The sequence below is a fragment of the Sinobacterium norvegicum genome (assembly GCF_923077115.1).
GTDB classification, from domain to species: Bacteria; Pseudomonadota; Gammaproteobacteria; order Pseudomonadales; family Sinobacteriaceae; genus Sinobacterium; species Sinobacterium norvegicum.
The window spans coordinates 120,259-140,248 of sequence record NZ_CAKLPX010000003.1 but is presented as its reverse complement, the minus strand read 5'-3'; the positions used below and the strand labels follow the sequence as shown (position 1 = coordinate 140,248).

The 19,990-nt window shown below is 52.0% G+C and carries 22 protein-coding genes and 1 riboswitch; of the genes, 8 read left to right on the top strand and 14 right to left on the bottom strand.

Annotated features, from left to right (window positions below):
* Positions 1 to 8: 8 nt before the first annotated feature.
* From L9P87_RS12540 to L9P87_RS12530, 3 genes are all read right to left on the bottom strand, one after another.
* Positions 9 to 1,118: an NADH:flavin oxidoreductase gene (locus L9P87_RS12540; protein WP_237445094.1), complete on the bottom strand. Its 1,110-nt coding sequence runs from the start codon at positions 1,116 to 1,118 to the stop codon at positions 9 to 11.
* Between the two features lie 81 nt (positions 1,119 to 1,199).
* Positions 1,200 to 1,775 carry a TetR/AcrR family transcriptional regulator gene (locus tag L9P87_RS12535; RefSeq protein ID WP_237445093.1) on the bottom strand — a complete coding sequence of 192 codons (576 nt, stop codon included), beginning with the start codon at positions 1,773 to 1,775 and terminating at the stop codon, positions 1,200 to 1,202.
* Positions 1,776 to 1,836: 61 nt separating this feature from the next.
* Positions 1,837 to 2,430: a DUF938 domain-containing protein gene (locus L9P87_RS12530; RefSeq protein ID WP_237445092.1), complete on the bottom strand. Its 594-nt coding sequence runs from the start codon at positions 2,428 to 2,430 to the stop codon at positions 1,837 to 1,839.
* 416 nt (positions 2,431 to 2,846) lie between these two features.
* Between L9P87_RS12530 and L9P87_RS12525 the strand changes: the two genes are divergently transcribed.
* The gene (locus L9P87_RS12525) at positions 2,847 to 3,386 is read left to right on the top strand and encodes a hypothetical protein (RefSeq protein WP_237445091.1); all 540 of its coding nucleotides are present in this window, start codon (positions 2,847 to 2,849) and stop codon (positions 3,384 to 3,386) included.
* A gap of 72 nt (positions 3,387 to 3,458) precedes the next feature.
* A complete protein-coding gene (locus tag L9P87_RS12520) occupies positions 3,459 to 3,854 on the top strand; it encodes a GNAT family N-acetyltransferase (protein ID WP_237445090.1) in 396 nt (131 codons plus the stop codon).
* Positions 3,855 to 3,975: 121 nt separating this feature from the next.
* Here L9P87_RS12520 and groL read toward each other — a convergent pair whose 3' ends face one another.
* From groL to L9P87_RS12505, 3 genes are all read right to left on the bottom strand, one after another.
* On the bottom strand, positions 3,976 to 5,625 hold the full coding sequence (gene groL / locus L9P87_RS12515) for a chaperonin GroEL (RefSeq protein ID WP_237445474.1): 1,650 nt from the start codon (positions 5,623 to 5,625) through the stop codon (positions 3,976 to 3,978).
* Between the two features lie 75 nt (positions 5,626 to 5,700).
* On the bottom strand, positions 5,701 to 5,991 hold the full coding sequence (locus tag L9P87_RS12510) for a co-chaperone GroES (protein ID WP_237445089.1): 291 nt from the start codon (positions 5,989 to 5,991) through the stop codon (positions 5,701 to 5,703).
* 185 nt (positions 5,992 to 6,176) lie between these two features.
* Positions 6,177 to 6,668 (bottom strand): FxsA family protein, encoded by a 492-nt coding sequence (locus L9P87_RS12505; protein WP_237445088.1) that lies wholly within the window; start codon positions 6,666 to 6,668, stop codon positions 6,177 to 6,179.
* 286 nt (positions 6,669 to 6,954) lie between these two features.
* Here L9P87_RS12505 and L9P87_RS12500 point away from each other — a divergent pair, with 286 nt between their 5' ends.
* Complete coding sequence (locus L9P87_RS12500) at positions 6,955 to 7,716, top strand: SDR family oxidoreductase (protein WP_237445087.1); 762 nt, start codon at positions 6,955 to 6,957, stop codon at positions 7,714 to 7,716.
* 70 nt (positions 7,717 to 7,786) lie between these two features.
* Here the strand turns inward: L9P87_RS12500 and L9P87_RS12495 are convergent, their stop codons facing one another.
* Genes L9P87_RS12495 through L9P87_RS12485 form a run of 3 tightly spaced genes read right to left on the bottom strand, consistent with a single transcriptional unit; the run spans position 7,787 to position 10,628 of the window.
* Complete coding sequence (locus L9P87_RS12495; protein WP_237445086.1) at positions 7,787 to 8,824, bottom strand: DUF481 domain-containing protein; 1,038 nt, start codon at positions 8,822 to 8,824, stop codon at positions 7,787 to 7,789.
* Positions 8,825 to 10,141, bottom strand: a complete 1,317-nt coding sequence (locus tag L9P87_RS12490) for an AmpG family muropeptide MFS transporter (RefSeq protein WP_354001899.1) — start codon at positions 10,139 to 10,141, stop codon at positions 8,825 to 8,827.
* Positions 10,142 to 10,145: 4 nt separating this feature from the next.
* On the bottom strand, positions 10,146 to 10,628 hold the full coding sequence (locus tag L9P87_RS12485) for a YajQ family cyclic di-GMP-binding protein (protein WP_237445085.1): 483 nt from the start codon (positions 10,626 to 10,628) through the stop codon (positions 10,146 to 10,148).
* A gap of 139 nt (positions 10,629 to 10,767) precedes the next feature.
* Here L9P87_RS12485 and L9P87_RS12480 point away from each other — a divergent pair, with 139 nt between their 5' ends.
* The 5 genes from L9P87_RS12480 to tsaA all read left to right on the top strand — a co-directional run bounded on the left by L9P87_RS12480 (position 10,768) and on the right by tsaA (position 17,011).
* Positions 10,768 to 11,781 carry a ketopantoate reductase family protein gene (locus tag L9P87_RS12480; protein ID WP_237445084.1) on the top strand — a complete coding sequence of 338 codons (1,014 nt, stop codon included), beginning with the start codon at positions 10,768 to 10,770 and terminating at the stop codon, positions 11,779 to 11,781.
* A 38-nt stretch (positions 11,782 to 11,819) separates the two neighbouring features.
* Positions 11,820 to 11,970: riboswitch (cobalamin riboswitch) on the top strand.
* A 113-nt stretch (positions 11,971 to 12,083) separates the two neighbouring features.
* On the top strand, positions 12,084 to 14,012 hold the full coding sequence (locus L9P87_RS12475; RefSeq protein WP_237445083.1) for a TonB-dependent receptor domain-containing protein: 1,929 nt from the start codon (positions 12,084 to 12,086) through the stop codon (positions 14,010 to 14,012).
* Positions 14,013 to 14,124: 112 nt separating this feature from the next.
* The gene (bluB, locus tag L9P87_RS12470; RefSeq protein ID WP_237445082.1) at positions 14,125 to 14,784 is read left to right on the top strand and encodes a 5,6-dimethylbenzimidazole synthase; all 660 of its coding nucleotides are present in this window, start codon (positions 14,125 to 14,127) and stop codon (positions 14,782 to 14,784) included.
* Positions 14,785 to 14,801: 17 nt separating this feature from the next.
* Positions 14,802 to 16,289, top strand: a complete 1,488-nt coding sequence (locus L9P87_RS12465) for a cobyric acid synthase (protein ID WP_237445081.1) — start codon at positions 14,802 to 14,804, stop codon at positions 16,287 to 16,289.
* On the top strand, positions 16,286 to 17,011 hold the full coding sequence (gene tsaA / locus L9P87_RS12460) for a tRNA (N6-threonylcarbamoyladenosine(37)-N6)-methyltransferase TrmO (RefSeq protein ID WP_237445080.1): 726 nt from the start codon (positions 16,286 to 16,288) through the stop codon (positions 17,009 to 17,011). Before L9P87_RS12465 ends, tsaA begins: the two co-directional genes overlap by 4 nt.
* Before the next feature lie 22 nt (positions 17,012 to 17,033).
* On the opposite strand, the gene L9P87_RS12455 is transcribed toward tsaA, so the two are convergent.
* The 5 genes from L9P87_RS12455 to L9P87_RS12435 form a co-directional block, all read right to left on the bottom strand.
* The gene (locus L9P87_RS12455; RefSeq protein WP_237445079.1) at positions 17,034 to 17,246 is read right to left on the bottom strand and encodes a hypothetical protein; all 213 of its coding nucleotides are present in this window, start codon (positions 17,244 to 17,246) and stop codon (positions 17,034 to 17,036) included.
* Between the two features lie 270 nt (positions 17,247 to 17,516).
* Positions 17,517 to 17,873: a nuclear transport factor 2 family protein gene (locus L9P87_RS12450; protein ID WP_237445078.1), complete on the bottom strand. Its 357-nt coding sequence runs from the start codon at positions 17,871 to 17,873 to the stop codon at positions 17,517 to 17,519.
* Between the two features lie 72 nt (positions 17,874 to 17,945).
* Positions 17,946 to 18,365 (bottom strand): HIT family protein, encoded by a 420-nt coding sequence (locus L9P87_RS12445; RefSeq protein ID WP_237445077.1) that lies wholly within the window; start codon positions 18,363 to 18,365, stop codon positions 17,946 to 17,948.
* Between the two features lie 144 nt (positions 18,366 to 18,509).
* A complete protein-coding gene (gene rlmM / locus L9P87_RS12440; RefSeq protein ID WP_237445076.1) occupies positions 18,510 to 19,580 on the bottom strand; it encodes a 23S rRNA (cytidine(2498)-2'-O)-methyltransferase RlmM in 1,071 nt (356 codons plus the stop codon).
* 97 nt (positions 19,581 to 19,677) lie between these two features.
* A complete protein-coding gene (locus tag L9P87_RS12435; protein WP_237445075.1) occupies positions 19,678 to 19,965 on the bottom strand; it encodes a hypothetical protein in 288 nt (95 codons plus the stop codon).
* Positions 19,966 to 19,990: the final 25 nt, after the last annotated feature.

Sequence of the window (19,990 nt, the reverse complement as noted above, 5' to 3'; positions counted from 1 at the left end):
AACGGACGTTACACCAAGGTCTGCAAGCGCTCTTTGCTGTAAGACTCTAACGACTCGGTCAAACCATCACGGGTTTTATTGGCCCAATCCGGGTTGGCAATCAAGGCGCGGCCGACGGCGACCAGGTCAAACTCTTGATTATCCAGGCGCTCAATCAGCTTATCCAAACTGGCCGGCTCCGCTGCTTGGAAGTCATGGCTGCCATCGATAGGCAGGAAGTCATTGCTCGAGCCGACACTGCCCACCGTAATGGTTTCCTTGCCGGTTAGCTTTTTGACCCAGCCGGCCAGGTTAAGATTGCTGCCTGCAAATTCCGCATCCCAGAAACGACGGGTGGAGCAGTGGAAAATATCGACGCCAGCGTCGACAAAGGGCGTTAAGAAGTCGGCCAATTGCTCCGGCGTTTCAACCAAACGCGCCTCATACTGCTGCTGCTTCCACTGCGACCAGCGCATCATAATCGGGAAGTCCTCACCAACTTCGGCGCGTACTGCTCGGACAATTTCTAACGCAAAACGTGAACGTGCGGCCAAATCACCGCCGTACTCATCGGTACGATGGTTGGTTTCGGCCCAGAAAAATTGGTCGATCAGATAGCCATGGGCGGCGTGAATTTCGACGGCATCAAAGCCAATCTCCTTGGCCTGTTTGGCGGCCAAAGCGTAGGCGGCAATCACCTCGTCAATATCCTGCTTGGTCATCGCGTGCCCCGTCACCATATTAGGCATCGCCATACCCGACGGGCTATAGCCTGGGGTATCACCGCCAGGTTCAATACCGGGGGCGCGAATACCGCCAACATGCCATAGCTGTGGTGCAATTTTTCCGCCCTCGGCGTGCACCGCATCGACCACTCTTTTCCAGCCGGCCAGGGCTTCTTCGCCGGCAATAAATGGGACATTGGGGTAGCCCGATGCCGCCTTATGGCCAACACAGGTGCCCTCGGTAATAATCAGACCGACACCACCGGCGGCGCGGCGACGATAGTATTCCACCACCAAATCATTCGGCACATTACCCGGTGAAAAAGAACGGGTCATCGGCGCCATGACAACGCGATTGGGCAGAGAGAGCTTACTCAACTGCACGGGGGCAAATAAACTGTTTTGCTGACTCATATTTTTCACTCGTTAGCTATCGCCAAAAATGGCTGTCAAATAAAACCAACCTACTAGTAGGATGGTTACGAAAATAAAAAATTACCGCTGCAGCATGGTCTCTAACTGCTTTACGGTATCGGTAAAAATATTATCACCGTGAATACGGGCGTATTGCAGCGCCCCCTTACACGACAACACCACAATCATCGCCTGACTCATCACCGACCCTTGGAAGCCAAAATCACCATTGTCCCGACCCTGCTGTAAGATCTCGGCGATAAAAGCCGTCTCATGGTGATCGAGGCGTTTGATCGCCGTTACCATCTCGTCGGGCAATACCGTGATATCACTTTGCAAACTACTCAATGGGCAGATTTTTCCCTCGTCGGCGACATATTGCTGCAACCGAGCAAGATAATGACGCAGCTTATCCAGCGCACCACCCTGCATACTGCGTACCTGTCGATATTGGTGCTCATGCCACTGTTGAATCGCCTCACACAGCGCCACGCCCAAATCAGATTTCTTGGGGAAGTGGTGATGAATACTCGCCTTGGTAATACCCAGTTGGCGGGACAGGTCTTGATAGCTGAAATTCTCGAAGCCATGGGTCTGTAGAAGATCGATGCCGAGTTCAACTATCTGCTGTTTGCGGTTGTGAGGTCTGGTTTGCATGAAGAGAATCCTAACTTACCTGCAGGTAGGTTAGCAACAAGTAATCACCGTCAACTCGCAATTAACGACGAAACACCAGCATCAAGTTGTTCGCCGGCATGGTGTGACGGGCGATCAGAGTAAGGTTATTCACCGCCGCCAGCGTGGTAATATCGCCGATATCCTTGATGCCTGCCTGCGGGTTAACCGAGGTTTTCAGCCACTGATCCAACCCCCGATTTCCCTCGCTGGTGTATTGATGCCCCTGGTTAAACGGGCCATAAATCATCAGCAGGCCTTTCACCGGCAAACGCTGGCCGGCCTGGGCAAACAAATTATCGACACTGGCCTGCGACACAAAGTGCACGGTGTTGGCGGTAAAGATATTGTCCGCCGCCACCTGCGGCCAGGGCTGGTCGAGATCGAGGATTAGCGGTGGCAGTATATTATCGAGCCCGGCATCCCGACGCCACAGATCGATACCGGCAATATTGCCGGCCAGCTCCGTCGGCTGCCACTGCAACTGTGGCAGGCGCTCGGCACAGTAAACCGCATGCTGCCCGGTGCCACTGCCGATTTCTAATAAGCAGCGCTGATCACCAAGATACTGCTGCAAAATCTCGGCAATCGGCTGCTGGTTACGCAGGCAGGCTTCGGCGACGGGTTTGTTGACCATGGGGGATCTCTTGCTGGTAAATAAAGCCCTAATATATCACCTCAGCTGCGCCCGCCGATACCACAACCAAGCGATGCCGAATCATCACTTCGCGTGTCACTCCAAACGCCACTCCGTCAGTCACACCGCTCTCCTGTCGCTGCGCTTTTTACAGTCGAGAGCAATGATCGACTGCGCGGCCTGGGTTGCGCACAGTATTTTGGATACTCGATTAGTCTCTTGGATAGCGTCGGGGGGCAACCACTGCATATAGACACAGTAAAAGTAGTAATATTGGCCCTGTTCTCCGTATAACGCCGAGAAGACGGAATACCTTGAAATGACAGTGAGATAAGGGCATAAACGGATATATACAAATGGCAGGTTATACCGATTAGTCAGTGGAATAAGCGTTATATGAACGCTAGAGTTTAGCTATGCATTCTAAAGAAGTTCTTGAGTTATTCGTTGTCAAAGCAGAAAAGCTTATTGCTAGCTCATTGTCGAAAAAAATGCAGAAAGAGCATAAGGTCACAATAGGCTCTGAAATAATAGACTACATAGGCCCAACTGAAGAAGAGCTTGATGCATTTCTTTTGACGCATAGATTATTCTTTCAAAAAAACGAGAACTTCCGAGTCAACAATTTACATTCTCATTTCAAAAAATTTGGGGCGGACGAAACTAAGCTGGAAAACTTAATAGAGATTCAGGCGTGGATTAAAAAGTATTGGAATTCTGACTCATCACTTATTTACAATGGTGAAATAATGTCCAACTGGGATATTTATCAAGGTTTTCTTTATGGTGATCTTGCGCATACAAATAATCCAGAAAATCGTAAAAAATTTATAGCATGGAATAAAAGTACAATTTCAAAAGAGTTATCATATTTTGACTTCCGCGACATTTTGGGAAAGACTCTTATGGTTATTGCACAACTTAAATACTTAACTGAAAGTGTTCTTTCGAAGTGAAGGCATATAACAAGCGACTGCACATGACCTCAGGCAGGTCAGGCGGGCGTTACCAATTTTTGGAGTTCGAGTTTGTTTAACGTAATCGAAAATGTAGTTTCTGTTGATGATTTCCTTCGGTTAAGGGATATTTCAGGGTTAACCCCACGCCCTTATGATGCGGCAAAACGAGCTTTGCCAAACAGCCTTTTTGGTGTTCATATTACGATTGATAATCAAACTGTAGGTATGGGGCGCGTCGTTGGTGATGGTGCACTGAATTTTGAAGTTGTGGATGTTGCTGTAGAGCCTAGCTATCAGGGAAAAGGACTTGGTCGAATGATAATGCAGAGTATTATGGATTACCTAGATCGTGATGCACCCAAGGGAGCATATATAACGTTAATGGCTGATGTGCCAGCGTTATACGAGAAATTTGGTTTTGAACTAAGTCGGCCTGAAAGTGAAGGAATGTATATAATCAAATAAACGGCTAACAAGCCGCGCAGCCCGATCATGGCAGCGGGGCGGAGCGAAGTCAGCGCAAAAACCAGCCACAAAAAAACCCGCTAAAAAGCGGGTTTTTTTCACACTTAATTCAGTGCTGGGATTACATCATGCCTGGCATGCCACCCATGCCACCCATGCCGCCCATGTCTGGCATACCGCCAGCACCAGCTTCAGATGGTTCATCAGCCACCATGCACTCGGTGGTAATCATCAGGCCAGCAACCGAACCCGCGGCCTGCAATGCAGTACGTGTTACCTTGGCTGGATCGAGGATACCCATTTCTAGCATGTTGCCGTAGACACCGGTGCCAGCGTTGTAACCGAAGCTACCTTCGCCGTTAGCCACCTTGTCGAGAACAACAGCAGCTTCGTCACCGGCGTTGGCAACGATCTGACGCAGTGGCGCTTCCATGGCGCGAAGAGCAGCGGCAATACCGTGGTTCTGATCTTCGTTATCACCTTGCAGGCCAGCAATAGCAGCGGCGGCACGCACCAGTGCAACACCACCACCGGCAACAACACCCTCTTCAACAGCAGCGCGGGTTGCGTGTAGTGCATCTTCAACACGGGCTTTCTTTTCTTTCATTTCGATTTCGGTGGCAGCGCCAACCTTGATCACAGCAACACCACCGGCCAGCTTGGCAACACGCTCTTGCAGCTTTTCGCGGTCGTAGTCAGAAGTGGTCGCTTCGATTTGTACGCGGACTTCGTTAACACGGGCAGTAATGGCAGCAGCATCGCCAGCGCCATCAACAATGACAGTATTTTCTTTGTCCATGGTCACACGCTTAGCTTGACCCAGTACTTCCAGGCCAGCCTGCTCAAGGTCAAGACCAATCTCTTCAGAGATCACAGTACCACCGGTTAGGATGGCGATGTCTTGCAACATGGCCTTGCGACGGTCACCGAAACCCGGTGCCTTACAAGCTGCAACTTTTACGATGCCGCGCATGTTGTTAACCACCAATGTTGCCAGCGCTTCGCCTTCAACATCTTCAGCAACAATAACCAGCGGACGTGAAGTCTTGGCAACCTGCTCAAGAATCGGTAGCAACTCACGGATGTTTGAGATTTTCTTGTCAACCAATAGGATGAACGGGCTTTCAGCCTCGGCGCTCATGCTCTCTTGGTTGTTGATGAAGTAAGGTGATAGGTAGCCGCGATCGAACTGCATACCTTCAACAACGTCGAGTTCGTTCTCTAGGCCGTTACCTTCTTCAACGGTGATAACACCTTCTTTACCTACCTTACCCATGGCTTCGGCGATGATTTCACCGACGTGGGTATCGCTGTTAGCAGAGATAGTACCAACCTGAGCAATAGCACCGGTATCAGCACAGGGCTCTGCAGAGGCTTTGATTTGTTCAACAGCAGCGGCAACGGCTTTGTCGATACCGCGTTTAAGATCCATTGGGTTCATGCCGGCAGCAACTGACTTCAAGCCTTCGTTCACAATCGCCTGAGTCAATACAGTCGCTGTGGTAGTACCGTCACCGGCAACATCAGAGGCCTGAGAAGCAACAGACTTAACCATCTGTGCACCCATGTTTTCGAACTTATCAGCCAGTTCGATTTCCTTGGCCACAGAGACACCGTCTTTAGTGACGGTAGGGGCGCCGAAGGCTTTGTCTAATACAACGTTACGGCCCTTTGGCCCCAAGGTTGTCTTTACGGCGTTAGCCAGGATGTTTACGCCGTCTAGCATCTTCTGACGAGCGTCGTCACCGAATAATACTTCTTTAGCCATGATCAAATTCCTTAAAACTGTAGATTAAAACGCTCGGCAAAAAGGCAACATCGTTGCGGCCCAGCGTGGGTCAATAAATTAAGCTTCGATAACCGCAAAGATATCAGCTTCGCTCATAATGATTAGCTCTTCGCCTTCGATGGTGATGGCATTGCCGGTGTAAGGACCGAAAACAACCACATCGCCTACATTCAAGGCTACAGCGCGGACTTCACCGCTGTCGAGTAAGGCACCACTACCCACGGCAACAACCTCACCTTGGTTTGGCTTTTCTTTCGCTGAACCCGGAAGCACGATACCGCCTGCAGATAAAGCTTCCTCTTCCTTGCGACGAACTACGATACGGTCGTGTAATGGACGAAGTTTCATTGATTATATCTCCAAAGATATGTTGATGAAGGCTACTGCCTGATCATTGTTACTATTTTAGGGGCTAGCAGCCCCACACAGGGCTGCTCAATATTTATGGATAAGTATATGGAGGGGGGAAACCGCAATTTCAACGGCTGGCGACAAAAAAAATGTGTTTTTTGCCACCACGATCGCCGGGGCGATTATTTCTCTCGACGAAAATCACCCTCGATAACATCGTGATCATGATCGTCGCGGTCAAGCGGGGATGCGTTGGCGTCAAATGGCCCGGTTTGATGGTTGAAGCTCTGGCTCTGCCCTTGCATATACACGGTACCGCCAGCGGCGACCATTCGTTTCATCATCATCGCCATAATAGGGCGACGAATGCCGGGAATTAAACAGCTAAAACCAATAAAATCAGTGACAAAACCCGGTGTCAGCAACAGCGCGCCACCGACGGCAATGGCGATGCCCTCGGCCATTTCCTTGGCTGGCAGCTGACCACTCTGCATTTTATGGTTGGCCCTGGCCAGGGTCGAGATACCCTCTTTACGTAGCAGCCAAGAACCGATGACGGCCGTCAGCAAGACCAAACCGATGGTTGGTAGGGCGCCGATAATACCGCCGACCTTAATCAATAAGAACATCTCAATCACGGGAACGACGATAAACATCAGAAATAAAGCGCGCATATAAAAGCCTCAACGTGGTGATACGGCCAAATCAATTTGGCGATAACAATAATATGATGACACTAGCAGAGGGTTTCAAGCCCCGCTATGAGCAGTAACCCCTATCTGAGTCGCCGTGCTTGTCGCTAATCGTCGCCGTCAGCACCAATGCGATCCAAACACGGCAGAGCATTATCTCCGTCGCGTTTTGCCTTTTTTCGTCAAATACGGCAGAATTCACGCCAAAATAACAGCGCTATCGCGCAGTGACAATTGTTATCCCCCTAACCTAACAACAGGTAACCCCATGGATTTACAAGATAAAGTGATTGCTATTACCGGCGGCGGACAAGGTCTCGGCCGCTCAATGGCTGTCAGCCTTGCTGGCCGGGGTGCTAAAATCGCCCTGATCGACCTCAACCAAGAGCGCCTAGATGAGTCGATTCAACTGTGTAAAGATGCCGGTGGTGATGCCTGCGCCTATATTGCCAATATTGCCGATGAAGATCAGGTAATCTCTGCCTTCGATAACATCGTCAAAGAAATGGGCAACCTCCACGGCCTGATCAACAACGCTGGTATACTTCGCGACGGCTTAATGGTCAAGGCCAAAGACGGCGAGGTCACCAAGCGTATGAGCCTGGCCGAATGGCAGGCAGTTATCGACGTCAATCTGACCGGCGTCTTCCTCTGCGGTCGCGAGGCGGCGACCAAGATGATCGAGCTTGGCACCAAGGGCTGTATTATTAACATCTCCAGTGTCTCCAAGGCCGGCAACCTCGGCCAGACCAACTACTCCGCCGCCAAGGCCGGTGTGGCTGCCATGGCTGTTACCTGGGCCAAAGAGCTGTCTCGCTACGGCATCCGCGCCGCCGCCATTGCGCCGGGCTTTATCGCCACCGAAATGGTTGCCTCAATGAAGCCGGAAGCACTGGAGAAAATGGCCGCGATGATTCCGATGGGACGCCTGGGCGAGCCAGAAGAAATTGGTAAGACCGCCGCCTATATTCTTGAGAACGACTACTTTACCGGTCGTGTTATTGAGATGGACGGCGGTATTCGTATCTAATAAAGCGCGCGAAAAAAGCCACCGATAAGCAATTATCGGTGGCTTTTTTGTCTGTGGTTCGTGTACCGCCCTACCAGTTGTAATCCAAGCCCAGCAACCACACGGCATCCTGTGCCTCCTTGGTCTCTGGCGGGTCGCCATCGTAGTCATAACTGAGGCTGAGCGAGGCGCTGATCTTGCCGGTAATCGGGTAACTCATACCGGTGTTGGCGTTGAATTCCCAGTCCGATGCCTGACGCAGGGAGATCAAGTATTCATGATTGTAAAAAAACTCTAAGCCATTGCCCCGCCCCTCGACATACCAGCGGTAGTCCGCCGCCCAACGAAATGCTGGCCGGTTCCGGTCCTCGTCAATGGCCACAATATAGTCCTCACTGACATAGTTCAAACCGCCTTCCATCGACAGCTCGACAAACTCATTTTCTAAAAACTGATAACCAAAACCGGCACCGCCGGCATAGCGAGAACGAATGTCTTTAAATTCATCGTCGGAGACATTACCGTTGGCGGTGAAATACCACTGTGGCGTCAGAAAGTGATCGTATTTATAACCCAGTGAACGGCGCTGCTGCTGATCAGTCTCATCGATCGTCTCGAGCCGGTACTCGCCATCGATGGTATGCCGCGTGTCGATGAAGCGCAGCCGCTCCTCGAAGCTAACATTAATATCGAGTTCGGTGGTATTACCGCTGGATTTCTCCACCGAGACACTGATAAACCCTTTATGCGAGGTTGCCACCGGTGCTGGCGGACCATCGGCCGCGGCGGCAACCGCACCGGAAACATCGGCAAATTCAACCAGCGATAATTTGTACTGGCTGCAGTCGAGTAATTGCACATGGTTGAGGACAAAGAAGCGACAGTCATAGAGCCGTGGCGAATTTTTCTCCGCCACATCAAAGCGGGTGTCGCTGTCCACCCCTTTGACATCTTCGAGTTTAACCAATAGCTCACCGAGGCTGTCATGACGCCATATTAACGACTCCTCATTGACCGTCACCATCGCGCCACTGATCTTATCGCCGTTCTTCAACCACAGCGTGTCGGCCTGCGACAGACTGGCGGCAAAAAATGAGGCGGTAAGCAAAAGGCGATAAAAGACGTTCATTTACAGTTGGCGTTTCAATAAATAGGCAGACAATATAATAGCCGGTAAGCCCAGCGCCGCGGCGATTAAAAAGAATTCGGTGTAGCCATAGGCGTCGACCAAAACACCGGAGAAACCGCTGAAGAACTTACCCGGCAGCGTCATTAAAGAGCTGAACAAGGCATATTGCGTCGCCGTGTAAGAGGTATTGGTCAAACCCGCCAAATAGGCGAGAAAAGCCGTGGAGGCAATGCCGGCACTGAGATTATCGGCACTAATAGCGATAATCAGTAGATTCAAGTTATACCCCGTCTCGGCCAGCAGACAGAAGATTAAATTGGTCGATGCCACTAAAACCGCGCCCAGTAGCAGCGGTTTGTGCACACCGTATTTAGCCACCAACACGCCGCAAAAACCTGCCCCAGCAATCGTCATCACAAAGCCAAAAAGTTTGGCAACACTGGCAATCTCACTCTTGCTAAAACCCAGGTCGAGATAAAACGGATTGGCCATCACGCCCATGGCAATATCGCTGAGACGGTAGATACCAATAAATAGCAATATGGTAACGGCGAAGCGGCCATAGCGCCTGAAAAAATCGGCAAAAGGCTGCACCACAAACTGGTCGAGCCAGTTTTTCAGTTGTGCTGTTTTACTCAACGAACTCCCACGGTCAATCAATGGCTCTGGTGTCTTCTCGCCGCTGGGTCGACGGGCTATCATCACTGTCACAACACCAATTAACATACAGCCAGCCATCACCTGATAGGCCACAGACCAACTGTACCAATCGGCGATATACAACGAACCCGCACCGGCCACCAGTAGGGCCAGACGATAACCAAACACATAAGCGGCGGCCATGGCTCCTTGGTAGCGCTGCTCGAGTATCTCGATACGGTAGGCGTCGATGGCAATATCTTGTGTCGATGAGCCAAAGGCAACCATGACTGCGTAAACGGCAATCATAGTCAGCTGGCTCGACGGGTCTGCGCCGCTCATCGCCAGCAGGGCGGTGACCACAATCAACTGGCCAAATAGAATCCAACTGCGACGCTGCCCCAGTATCCGCCCCAGCATTGGAAGCTGAATACGGTCGACGACCGGCGACCAGAAGAACTTGACGGAATAGGTAATCCCCACCCAGCCAAAAAAACCTATCAAGGCCTTGCTAACCTGATAATCACTCAGCCAAGCCGTTAGAGTTGAAAACACCAGCAAAAATGGCAGCCCGGCAGAGAAGCCCAGCAGCAGCATAATCACCACACTGGGCTGGCTATAAACCTTTAGTGCCTGTGCCCAGCTGAGCTTCTCGATATCGCTTTCGATAGTCGACAACAGCTTAATCGCGGAAGTTTTTGAATTGCAGTGGCTGACCGTAGTCTTCACCGCGCAACAGGTTCATAATCTGCTGCAGGTCATCACGCTTCTTGCCCTCGACCCGCACCTGCTCATCTTGAATCGTCGCCTTGACCTTGAATTTGGTTTCTTTAATGGCCTTCATAATCTTTCGGCATGCATCCTTGTCGAGGCCATTTTTAAAGGTGATACTCTGGCGCACCGTCATCCCCGTGGTCACCATATCGGCCAAATCCATTGCCCCGGGATCGATGTTGCACTTGTGCAATGTGCCGGTCAGAATATCGACCATTTGGCTAACCTGAAACTCGGCACCGGCACTCACACCAACCACCATACCGTCGAGGTCAAATTGCGCGTCGACCCCTTTAAAATCGAAACGGGTGGTAATCACTCGGCGTGCCTGATCGACGGCGTTAGTCAGCTGGTGTTTATCAACTTCGGAAATAGTGTCAAAGCTTGGCATGATCAAACCCTTTAAAAATATGTGAATAGCGTGACGCTAGCGTATTATCACCACAGTCGCTACTATAACCGCCTAAGGGCAACTAGCAAACGTCTATCTGGACAAAACAACCAGTTAATCAAGTCAGTATAACGGTCCGATGAAGCCCAACACCGCCGCCGACATATTCAGCAAGCAGTCAATTATGCCAAGGTCTCGCTCAGCAAAGCAAAATCTCGCCGCTTCGGCATGGTATATTCTCGGTGCCGGGGCCATCGGCTGCCTGTGGGCGGCAAGTTTACAACAACAAAATATCCGAGCAACACTTGTTGTCAGAGATGAGAAGTCGATTGACTTATACAACACCAACGGTGGGCTCAGCCTCAATCGCGACCAGCAAACCGTGATGCTGGCCGCCGAGCTGGTCACACCAACACAGATCGACCAACCTATCAGCCGACTGATTGTCGCCACCAAGGCGCAGCATACCCTCGAGGCCCTGGCCAGCATTGCCGACAACCTCGCCGATGACGCCACAATATTGCTACTGCAAAACGGCATGGGCCAGCAACAGGCGGTGGTGGAACAATACCCCAGCACCCAGCTTTACTGTGGTATTAGCACCGACGGTGCCTATGTCGCCTCGCCGTTCAATATTATCCATGCCGGTGCCGGCAATACGGTGATTGGCCGCTTTCCCGAACAGCTGTCCAATGACCGCCAGCTCACGGCTCTGCTCGATGATTTACCCAACCAACAGTTAAGCCTTGAGACCAGCCATCATATTGAACCGCTGTTGTTAAAAAAAGTGTTGATCAACACCCTGATCAATCCACTGACAGCGGTTCATCAATGCCGCAACGGCGATCTGTTAGCACTGCCCGATGTCTACCTGCAGCTGCAACAATTAGCCGCCGAAGTCGATCAAGTAACACGGGCAGCTGGCCACTATCACGCCGTTGGTTCGGCGCTGGAGCTGGCCCGTGAAGTGGCCACCGCCACCGCCAACAACCGCTCCTCGATGCTGCAGGACCGTCAGGCCGGACGCCGCACCGAAATAGACTATATTCTCGGTTACTTTTGTCGGCTGGCAGAAAAGAATAATATTGCCACCCCCCTGTGTGATGCGCTGCTAAACATGGTTCGACAATGGCCAGTCAACGACCAAGCTTAATGCGCTAACCGTTGACCCCCCAACAACCCCAAGGTATAGTTCCGCCCACTGTATAAGGTGCCGTCTGACAGAGAATACTGCGACGGACTCAGGGAATTAGGTACCGACATTGGTCGAACTCCTAGGCTGCCCCCGCAACGGTATGTGTGAAAACACAAGCCCGGAACCTGCCCTTAACAGCGATGCAAACGATGACGCGGAGGGCCTCATCGCAGAGAACTACTGAGTCTGACTCACGCTGTCTGCTATTTCCCCCGCCCAATCCAACACGATGTTGAACCTACCTTGATTGGGATATAAAAATGTTTAAGAAACTCGCACTGCCCGCCGCCATTCTTGCGGCAGCCCCGGTATTTGCCACCGAAAACACCAACGATAAGATCGAAGAAACCGTCATTGTTGCCTCACGCGTTGAGACACCGGTCAGCCAGGTGTTAGCCCCTGTTACTGTGATCAGCAAGGCCGATATCGAGCGTATCCAACCACCCTCACTCGGCGCCCTACTCGACAGTACTGCCGGCGTTAATATGGTTCAAAGTGGGGGTACCGGCGCTCAAACCAGTCTGTTAATTCGCGGCTCGGCGACAGCCCAGTCTGTCGTTTTACTCGATGGCCTTCGTGTTGGCTCAGCCACCACTGGCAGTACCGCCTACCAATATTTAGACGCCAACAGTATTGAGCGTGTTGAAATTGTCCGCGGTTCACGCTCCAGCCTCTATGGCGCCGATGCCGTTGGCGGTGTTATCCAATTATTCACCAATGAAGGTCTGCGCAACCAAGACTATAACCAAGCCTATATCAAGCAGGGTTACGGATCACACAATACCCTCAATACCGCCGCCGGCATTCAAGGTCAGAGCAACAACACCTTCTACCAGGCATCAGCCTCTCACTACGAGACCGAGGGCTTTGACAGCACCGCAGAGAAAGACAACGGTAACGACGATAATGAAGCTTTCCGCAATACCACTCTTTCTGCTGCTGTAGGCCACCACTTCAGCGAAGACTTCAGCCTAAAGGCGACAGCTTACCAGTCTTTCGGTAAGAGCGAGTTCGACAATAACAAGCCGAGCAACCCCGATTGGTCGCCTGCTGACCCCAGCATTGCCGTTAATCCGTATACCGATTATCAGGTCACAGCCACATCGCTTAAGGCCGATTGGACGGTCAACAGTGTATGGCGTACCGAGGCTGTTATCGGTGCCAGTAAGGACGAAACCACGTCAAAAGACGCCTACGCCGACGACAACAACAATCTGCTGTCTTTCTACCCCTCGGAATTCAATACCCAGCGCTACTTTGCCAACTGGTTAAATGAATTCACCATCACCGACAACCAGCGCCTGATCGCCGGTATCGATGGCCAGAAAGACAGCGTTGACTCCACCGCCGACTTCTCTGAGGATGAGCGTGACAACGTCGCCGTCTATGGTCAGTATGAGATTGACTTCGAACGCACCCACTTAGCACTGTCAGGCCGCAGCGATGACAACAGCGCCTACGGCACCAACAATACTGGCCAAGTCGACTTCGGTGTTGACCTCAGCGACAACATCAACGTCGTCGCCAGCTATGGCACCGCCTTCCGTGCACCATCGTTTAACGACCTTTACTACCCCGATGATGGCTCCGCTGTCGGTAACCCCGATATTAAGCCTGAGTCATCGAAGAACAAAGAGCTGTCGATCCGCGGCCACTTCGATCTTGTCGATGTGCAGGTCAACCTCTTCCACAATGAAGTCGACGACTTAATCGAATGGGTCTACAACCCAAACACTTACTACTCTCAGCCTGAAAACGTCAGCGAAGCCACGCTCAAAGGTGTTGAAGTCGTTGTCTCTACCGAGATTGCTCAGTGGACACTCGATGCCAACTACACTCACCTGTCGGCCACTAACGAGACCACTGGGTATGATCTTGTTCAGCGCCCAGAACACAGTGCTGATTTCGATCTTCACCGTGACTTCGGCCAGTGGAGCGTCAGTCTGATGCAGCAGATCCGCTCGTCGTCATACTCCAAGAACGACCAGTACGCGACCAACGAATTGGCAGGCTATGGTCTTACCCACCTCCGCCTTGGCTATGCCGTTAACAGCGAATGGCAAGTAACCGCCGCATTGAACAACTTATTCGACAAAGAATATTTTACCAATGCCGATTACAACAACATCAACTACAACAACGACGGCTTTAACACTATGTTAAGCGTTGCCTATACCCCAAGCTGGTAATATCGACCCGGCGGGCGGTCAACATTCGCCGTCCGCCGCCCAATCGATTACACTGTCAAAGCTGTCGGCAAGCAATTGCCGGCAGCTTTTGCCGTTGAAAAGACCCGAAATTATGAGTAAACACAGCTACCCCGACGCCGACAAAGACGCTGTTTACCGCGCAATTTTTGAGCGCCGCGATATGCGTCACTTCAAACCAGACCCGGTCGATCCCGAGGTATTGCAGCGTTTGCTATTGGCCGCCCACCACGCTCCCAGCGTCGGCTTTATGCAGCCGTGGCGATTTATCCGTATTACCGATACCACCCTGCGCCAGGATCTCTATCAACTGGTCAGCGACGAAAAAGCCGCCACCGCCGAGGCCGTCTCGGCCCGCAGCGCCGAGATCCAACAACTGAAGCTAGAGGGCATTCGCGAGGCCGGTGAAATCATCGTCGTCAGCCTGCAGGATCGCCGCGAAAACTATGTGTTAGGCCGCCGTACCATGCCGGAAATGGACCTGGCCTCGGCCAGCTGTGCCATTCAAAACATGTGGCTGGCCGCCAGAGCCGAGGGCCTTGGTCTCGGCTGGGTATCTATCTTTGCCCCCGACAAACTGAAGGCCTTGCTATCGATACCTCAGGGGGCCTCGCCGATTGCCATACTCTGCATTGGCCACGTCGATGAATTTTATAGCGAGCCAATGCTGGCGCAACAGAATTGGCGCCAGCGCCTCGATGTCGACAGCGTGATGATGGAAAACGTCTGGCAGGACGACGAGTTTGAGCAGTAACAACACCGAGCAGCAATATGACGATCAGTAATACCCAAATTCCCACGCTAATGATTCAGGGGACAACCAGCGATGCCGGCAAGAGCGTACTGACCACGGCCATCTGCCGCGCGCTCTATCATCGCGGCTATAAAATTGCCCCGTTCAAACCCCAAAACATGGCATTAAACAGTGCTGTCACCGTCGATGGTGGCGAAATTGGTCGTGCCCAGGCCGTTCAGGCACAGGCCTGTAAACTGGCACCGCACACCGATATGAACCCGATTCTACTCAAGCCCAATACCGACATCGGCGCTCAGGTCATTATCCACGGCCAGGCCATTGGCGACATGAATGCCCGCCGCTACCACGAGTATAAGCTCGAGGCGATGCAGTATGTGCTGCAATCCCACGCCCGCCTCGGCGAGCAATACCAGGCCGTCATCGTCGAGGGCGCTGGCAGCCCGGCCGAGATCAATCTGCGTGAACACGACATCGCTAATATGGGCTTTGCCGAGGCCGTCGACTGCCCGGTCATTTTAGTTGCCGATATCGACCGCGGTGGCGTCTTCGCCCACCTGGTCGGCACCCTCGAATTACTCAGTGACAGCGAGCGTAAACGTGTCGTCGGCATGGTCATCAATCGCTTTCGCGGCGATGTGTCACTGCTGCAGCCCGGCAACGACTGGCTGGAACAGCGCACCGGTATTCCGGTACTCGGTGTCCTGCCCTATTTAATGGATTTCCACCTAGAGGCGGAAGACGCCATCGAGCAGAGCCAAATCAGTGACCACGCCGAAATCAAAGTCATCGTGCCCTTACTGCCGCGTATCAGCAACCACACCGACTTCGATGCCCTGCGTCTACACCCGCAGGTTGATTTGCAGTTTGTCCGCGCCGGTGAAGGCATTCCAGCGGCGGATTTAATCATTCTGCCGGGCACCAAGAATGTCCGTAACGATTTAGCGATGCTGCGAGAATGGGGCTGGGCCGAGGCCATCGATAAACACCTACGTTATGGTGGCAAACTCATGGCCATATGCGGCGGCTATCAAATGCTGGGGCAGGCGATTCACGATCCGGAGGGTATCGAGAGCGCCCCAGGCAGCAGCCGCGGCCTGGCACTGCTCGATATCGAGACCACCCTCGAACAGCACAAGCAACTGAAGCAGGTCACCGGCACACTGTTTAACGGCGCTGCGATCAGCGGTTATGAAATTCATGCCGGTATGACCACCGGCAGCGATTTGAACAAGCCTGCCGTCAAGCTCGATAACGGCACCGACGACGGCGTTATCTCCGCCGACCAACAGATTTTCGGCTGCTACCTACACGGTTTATTTGATCACCCCGAAGCCTGTGAGGCGCTGCTTAAATGGGCTGGCATCAATGAGGTTGAAACCATCGATTATGACGCCAGACGTGAGCATGACATCGACCGTATCGCCGCCAGCGTCGATGAGCACCTCGACATGGAGCGGATTATTACAGCCATTGGCTTTCGCCATGAGGACACGCCGTCATGAAGGCTTTTAACTTAACGCCCGTGGCTGTTGTGCATTCGCCCTACAAGGAAAAATTTGGTATTCCTCGCCAGCCACAACTGGCCCCCGACGTCGAGGCAAGCGTTGAATTGGTGGCGCCGTTTAGTCGCCCCGAGGCGCTCAGTGGGCTGGCACAGGCCAGCCATATTTGGCTACAGTTTATCTTCCATCAAACCATCGACAAGGGCTGGAAGCCGACAGTCAGGCCACCCCGGCTCGGCGGCAACAAACGCTTAGGCGTCTTCGCCACCCGCGCCACCCACCGCCCGAATGCGCTCGGCCTGTCGGTGGTGAAATTATTGCGGGTTGAACAGACACCGGTGCCACGGCTGATCATCAGCGGCTGTGACTTGCTCGATGGTACGCCGGTGCTTGATATCAAACCCTACATTCCCTATGTCGACAGCGTTGCTGAGGCGACTCACGCCTTCGCCGAGGCAGAACCACAGAAAATTGCCGTGCATATCAGTCCGCCAGCCAGCCAGCAGTGTGAAGAGTTTTACCGAGAGAAGGGCATAGACCTAACAGAACTGTTAGGACAAATATTATCACAGGATCCAAAACCTGCCTATCAGACTTTCGATGCCGAACGCGTCTATGGCATGCGCTTATTCGACAAGAATATTCAATGGCAATATCAACTAACAGATGGGCAGTGGTTGATTAACGTCACCGCCATCACCGCCCAAGATTTGTCAGCCTAAACAGCCTTTTGTAATGATGCTGCTAATGACTGAGCTTGGTTTCTGAGTACTGGGTATCAAGTTCCTTTTGCAGCTCAGCATCGATTTCATCGAGACGCTGATGACGGCTATTAAAGCCCTGCATCGTATCGAGTTGATCCTCGAGACACTCTTCTAGATAGAAACCATCGCCATCGTGCTCACCTTCAAAATGTGGCATCGAGTTGTCGATTTGGTCGAGTTCAAAATCATCCATTTATGGTCACCTCTTTTACACGTTAACACCTTAGAAAACACACGTAATTCAATGAATAAACTGATCATATCTAGGCCTGTTAAATGCGCCTATTAGGAGTAATACCTAAAACATTAAAATTTAATATTCACAGTGTCAACGCTGATCTAATCAGGCTTGCATACTGTTAAATACAAGGCATTCTCTATAACAATAACGTATAAAAAAACCGCGGCAATTGCCACGGTTTTTTTGTTTTAATTGGTTATATAAAACCACTATTAAATAATTTTAGTTGGTGATGTTTTCCGGCCCCCAGAAAGCCCGCATCAAAACAATTTTTCCCGCGTCATTAAACTTAAACGTATCAATAATATCAATCGTCATGCCAACATCAGGCATACCGATACGAAAGGCGAAAGCCACCTCGTCACCGGCAATACGAACCGGCCCCTGCAGCTCAGGCTCGATCGGCATACCCACAGCGCCCTTATAAAACTCGCGGATCGCCTCAATACCCACATGGGGGGGAGTACCGATAGGATCTTCCACCACAGCATCATCTGCATACAATGCCACAATGGCATCGAGATCGCGGGCTTTAAGCGCCGCCATATAAGCGGCAGGCGCCAGGGCTTTGTCAGTCATAGTTACTCTCTTAAACTTTTAAAAAGTATTTTATTAACAGTGATTTACTTTTATCTAACAGCAGTTAGCCGATTACTCGGCAACCGCCGTCTCATTGTTGGCTCGCAGAGCAGCGCGGATTTTATCGGCCGCCGCGGCTAATGCTTGCGGCTCACCCATGCTGGCATTGGCAAAATTAAAATCGCCAAGACTGTTGATTGGCAACAGGTGGATATGGGTATGAGGCACCTCTAAACCGGCAATGGTTAAACCGATACGTTCGGCGGGAAAAGCCACCTTCAGCGCCTTGGCAATGCGCTGTGAAACAATCATTAAGTGGGCGGCAAGCTCTTCGCTGAGGTCGTCGAAATGATCGACTTCTTCGATCGGCACCACCAAGACATGGCCGGCGGCAATGGGCTGGATCGTCATAATTGCCACCGCCTTATCGTCGCGCCAGACAAAGTGTCCGGGCAGGTTGCCGTTAATAATTTGAGTAAATACGCTGGCCATAGTCCGCTCCTTTGTTATCTCGACGTGCTTGTTGTTCGAGCCTTGTTATACTGCATATTCTAATACAGTTCGAGCGCCAGAAGCCATCGGCCACAGCGCTTTATCGTCAGTGTTAAACAATGTTAATCCAAGACTGGCCCAGCTTTAATCCAGCAGTCGCACCATGACGGTAATTTCTTCGCGGTCATGGTATAACTGCTTGGCCTGCCAGCTAATTTTGATATTATGCTGATCGCAATTTTGCTGCAGTTGATCCAACAGCTTGCAGACCTCTTGATAGCGTTTGTTCATCGGCAACTTTAAGTTAAAAACGCTCTTACGGCACCAGCGATTAACAAACCACGTCGACATCAAGTGCATTACTCGCGCTGGCTTATCGGCAATATCGCAGACCATCCAAGCAACCGCTCGCGGCGGTTCAAACAGAAAGCCATCGGCCTCGTGATGCTCCACCTGACGGGTGAGCATCAAGTCGTCGGCCATCGGGCCATTGTCGACTGCCATGACCTTTAAACCACGTTGGACCAATTGCCACGTCCAGCCGCCCGGTGCGGCACCAAGGTCGACCCCCCAGCTGCCGGCCTTGAGTTCCTCGCCCCAGGTATCCGGTGTTAAGAACCAATGCCAGGCCTCTTCCAGCTTCAGCGTCGAACGGCTTGGCGCCGCCTTCGGTAACCGCAGCCGGGGTATACCTCCCAACCAAGGCGCGTCGTTACCCGGTAGACTCATCCCTACCCAGGCACTGGTGCCGCTGGTAAACAACATGTGCAGCCGATATTCACCGCTGGCACGCAGAGCACCAAAGGCTTTCAATTTAATTTGCAAGGGCTTCTGCAGACTCTTGCAGAGCTTGCTCAGGCTGTTAGCCTCATTAGTATCGGCGGTTTCCAGCCAGAGATCCTTACAGCGGGGAAAACGACCCGCTGCCTGGGCCAATGTGCCAACGCGATCCTTTGGCGGTAAATCAGTCACCTGCTCAATGGCGGCAAACCATTGACGACTGAAAATCATGGTCGAGAAAGGTATTTTTTCGATCAGGCGGAGCGCACTGCCTGGCTTGTTGGGGGTAAACACAACAATACCGCTGCGCTTGTCCGTCTTGCAGTATCCGTCGACACCGATGGCCGCGGCGCGGTCGATAATTTCGGCACTGCACTCGCCTTCGAAGCCGCTACGGCACAGTAAAACGACATGATTAAAAACAGATTTTGACACAGGTGACTCCAGCCAACGGCACACAACAAGGGGATATTCGGCTATTGTACCACCGCTGCACAACGCGACCCAGCCGTTAATCGGTCGAGCGCAAATGCTAGGATGATTTACCGCTGGGGAAAACTGGCGCACGACGATACAACATCGGCAGGCTGACCCCGTCAGGCAGGCCAATAATCAGCACCTGCTCGTCGTCAACCACAGTTGCGGCCTGCTGCCACCACTGTCTTAACGTCGCCTCTGCCAGCAGTTCACTGTCTAACAGCGCCGATAAATAACCCTCCAAACGGTAACGCTCCGCCGGCGACGGATAATCGCCATTCGCACAGCGCTCAACATAACGCTGCAAGCGTTGACAGGCTTGCTCCACTGGCTGTTTTGACACAATACTCCCCTTTGCCGTTGGCGCT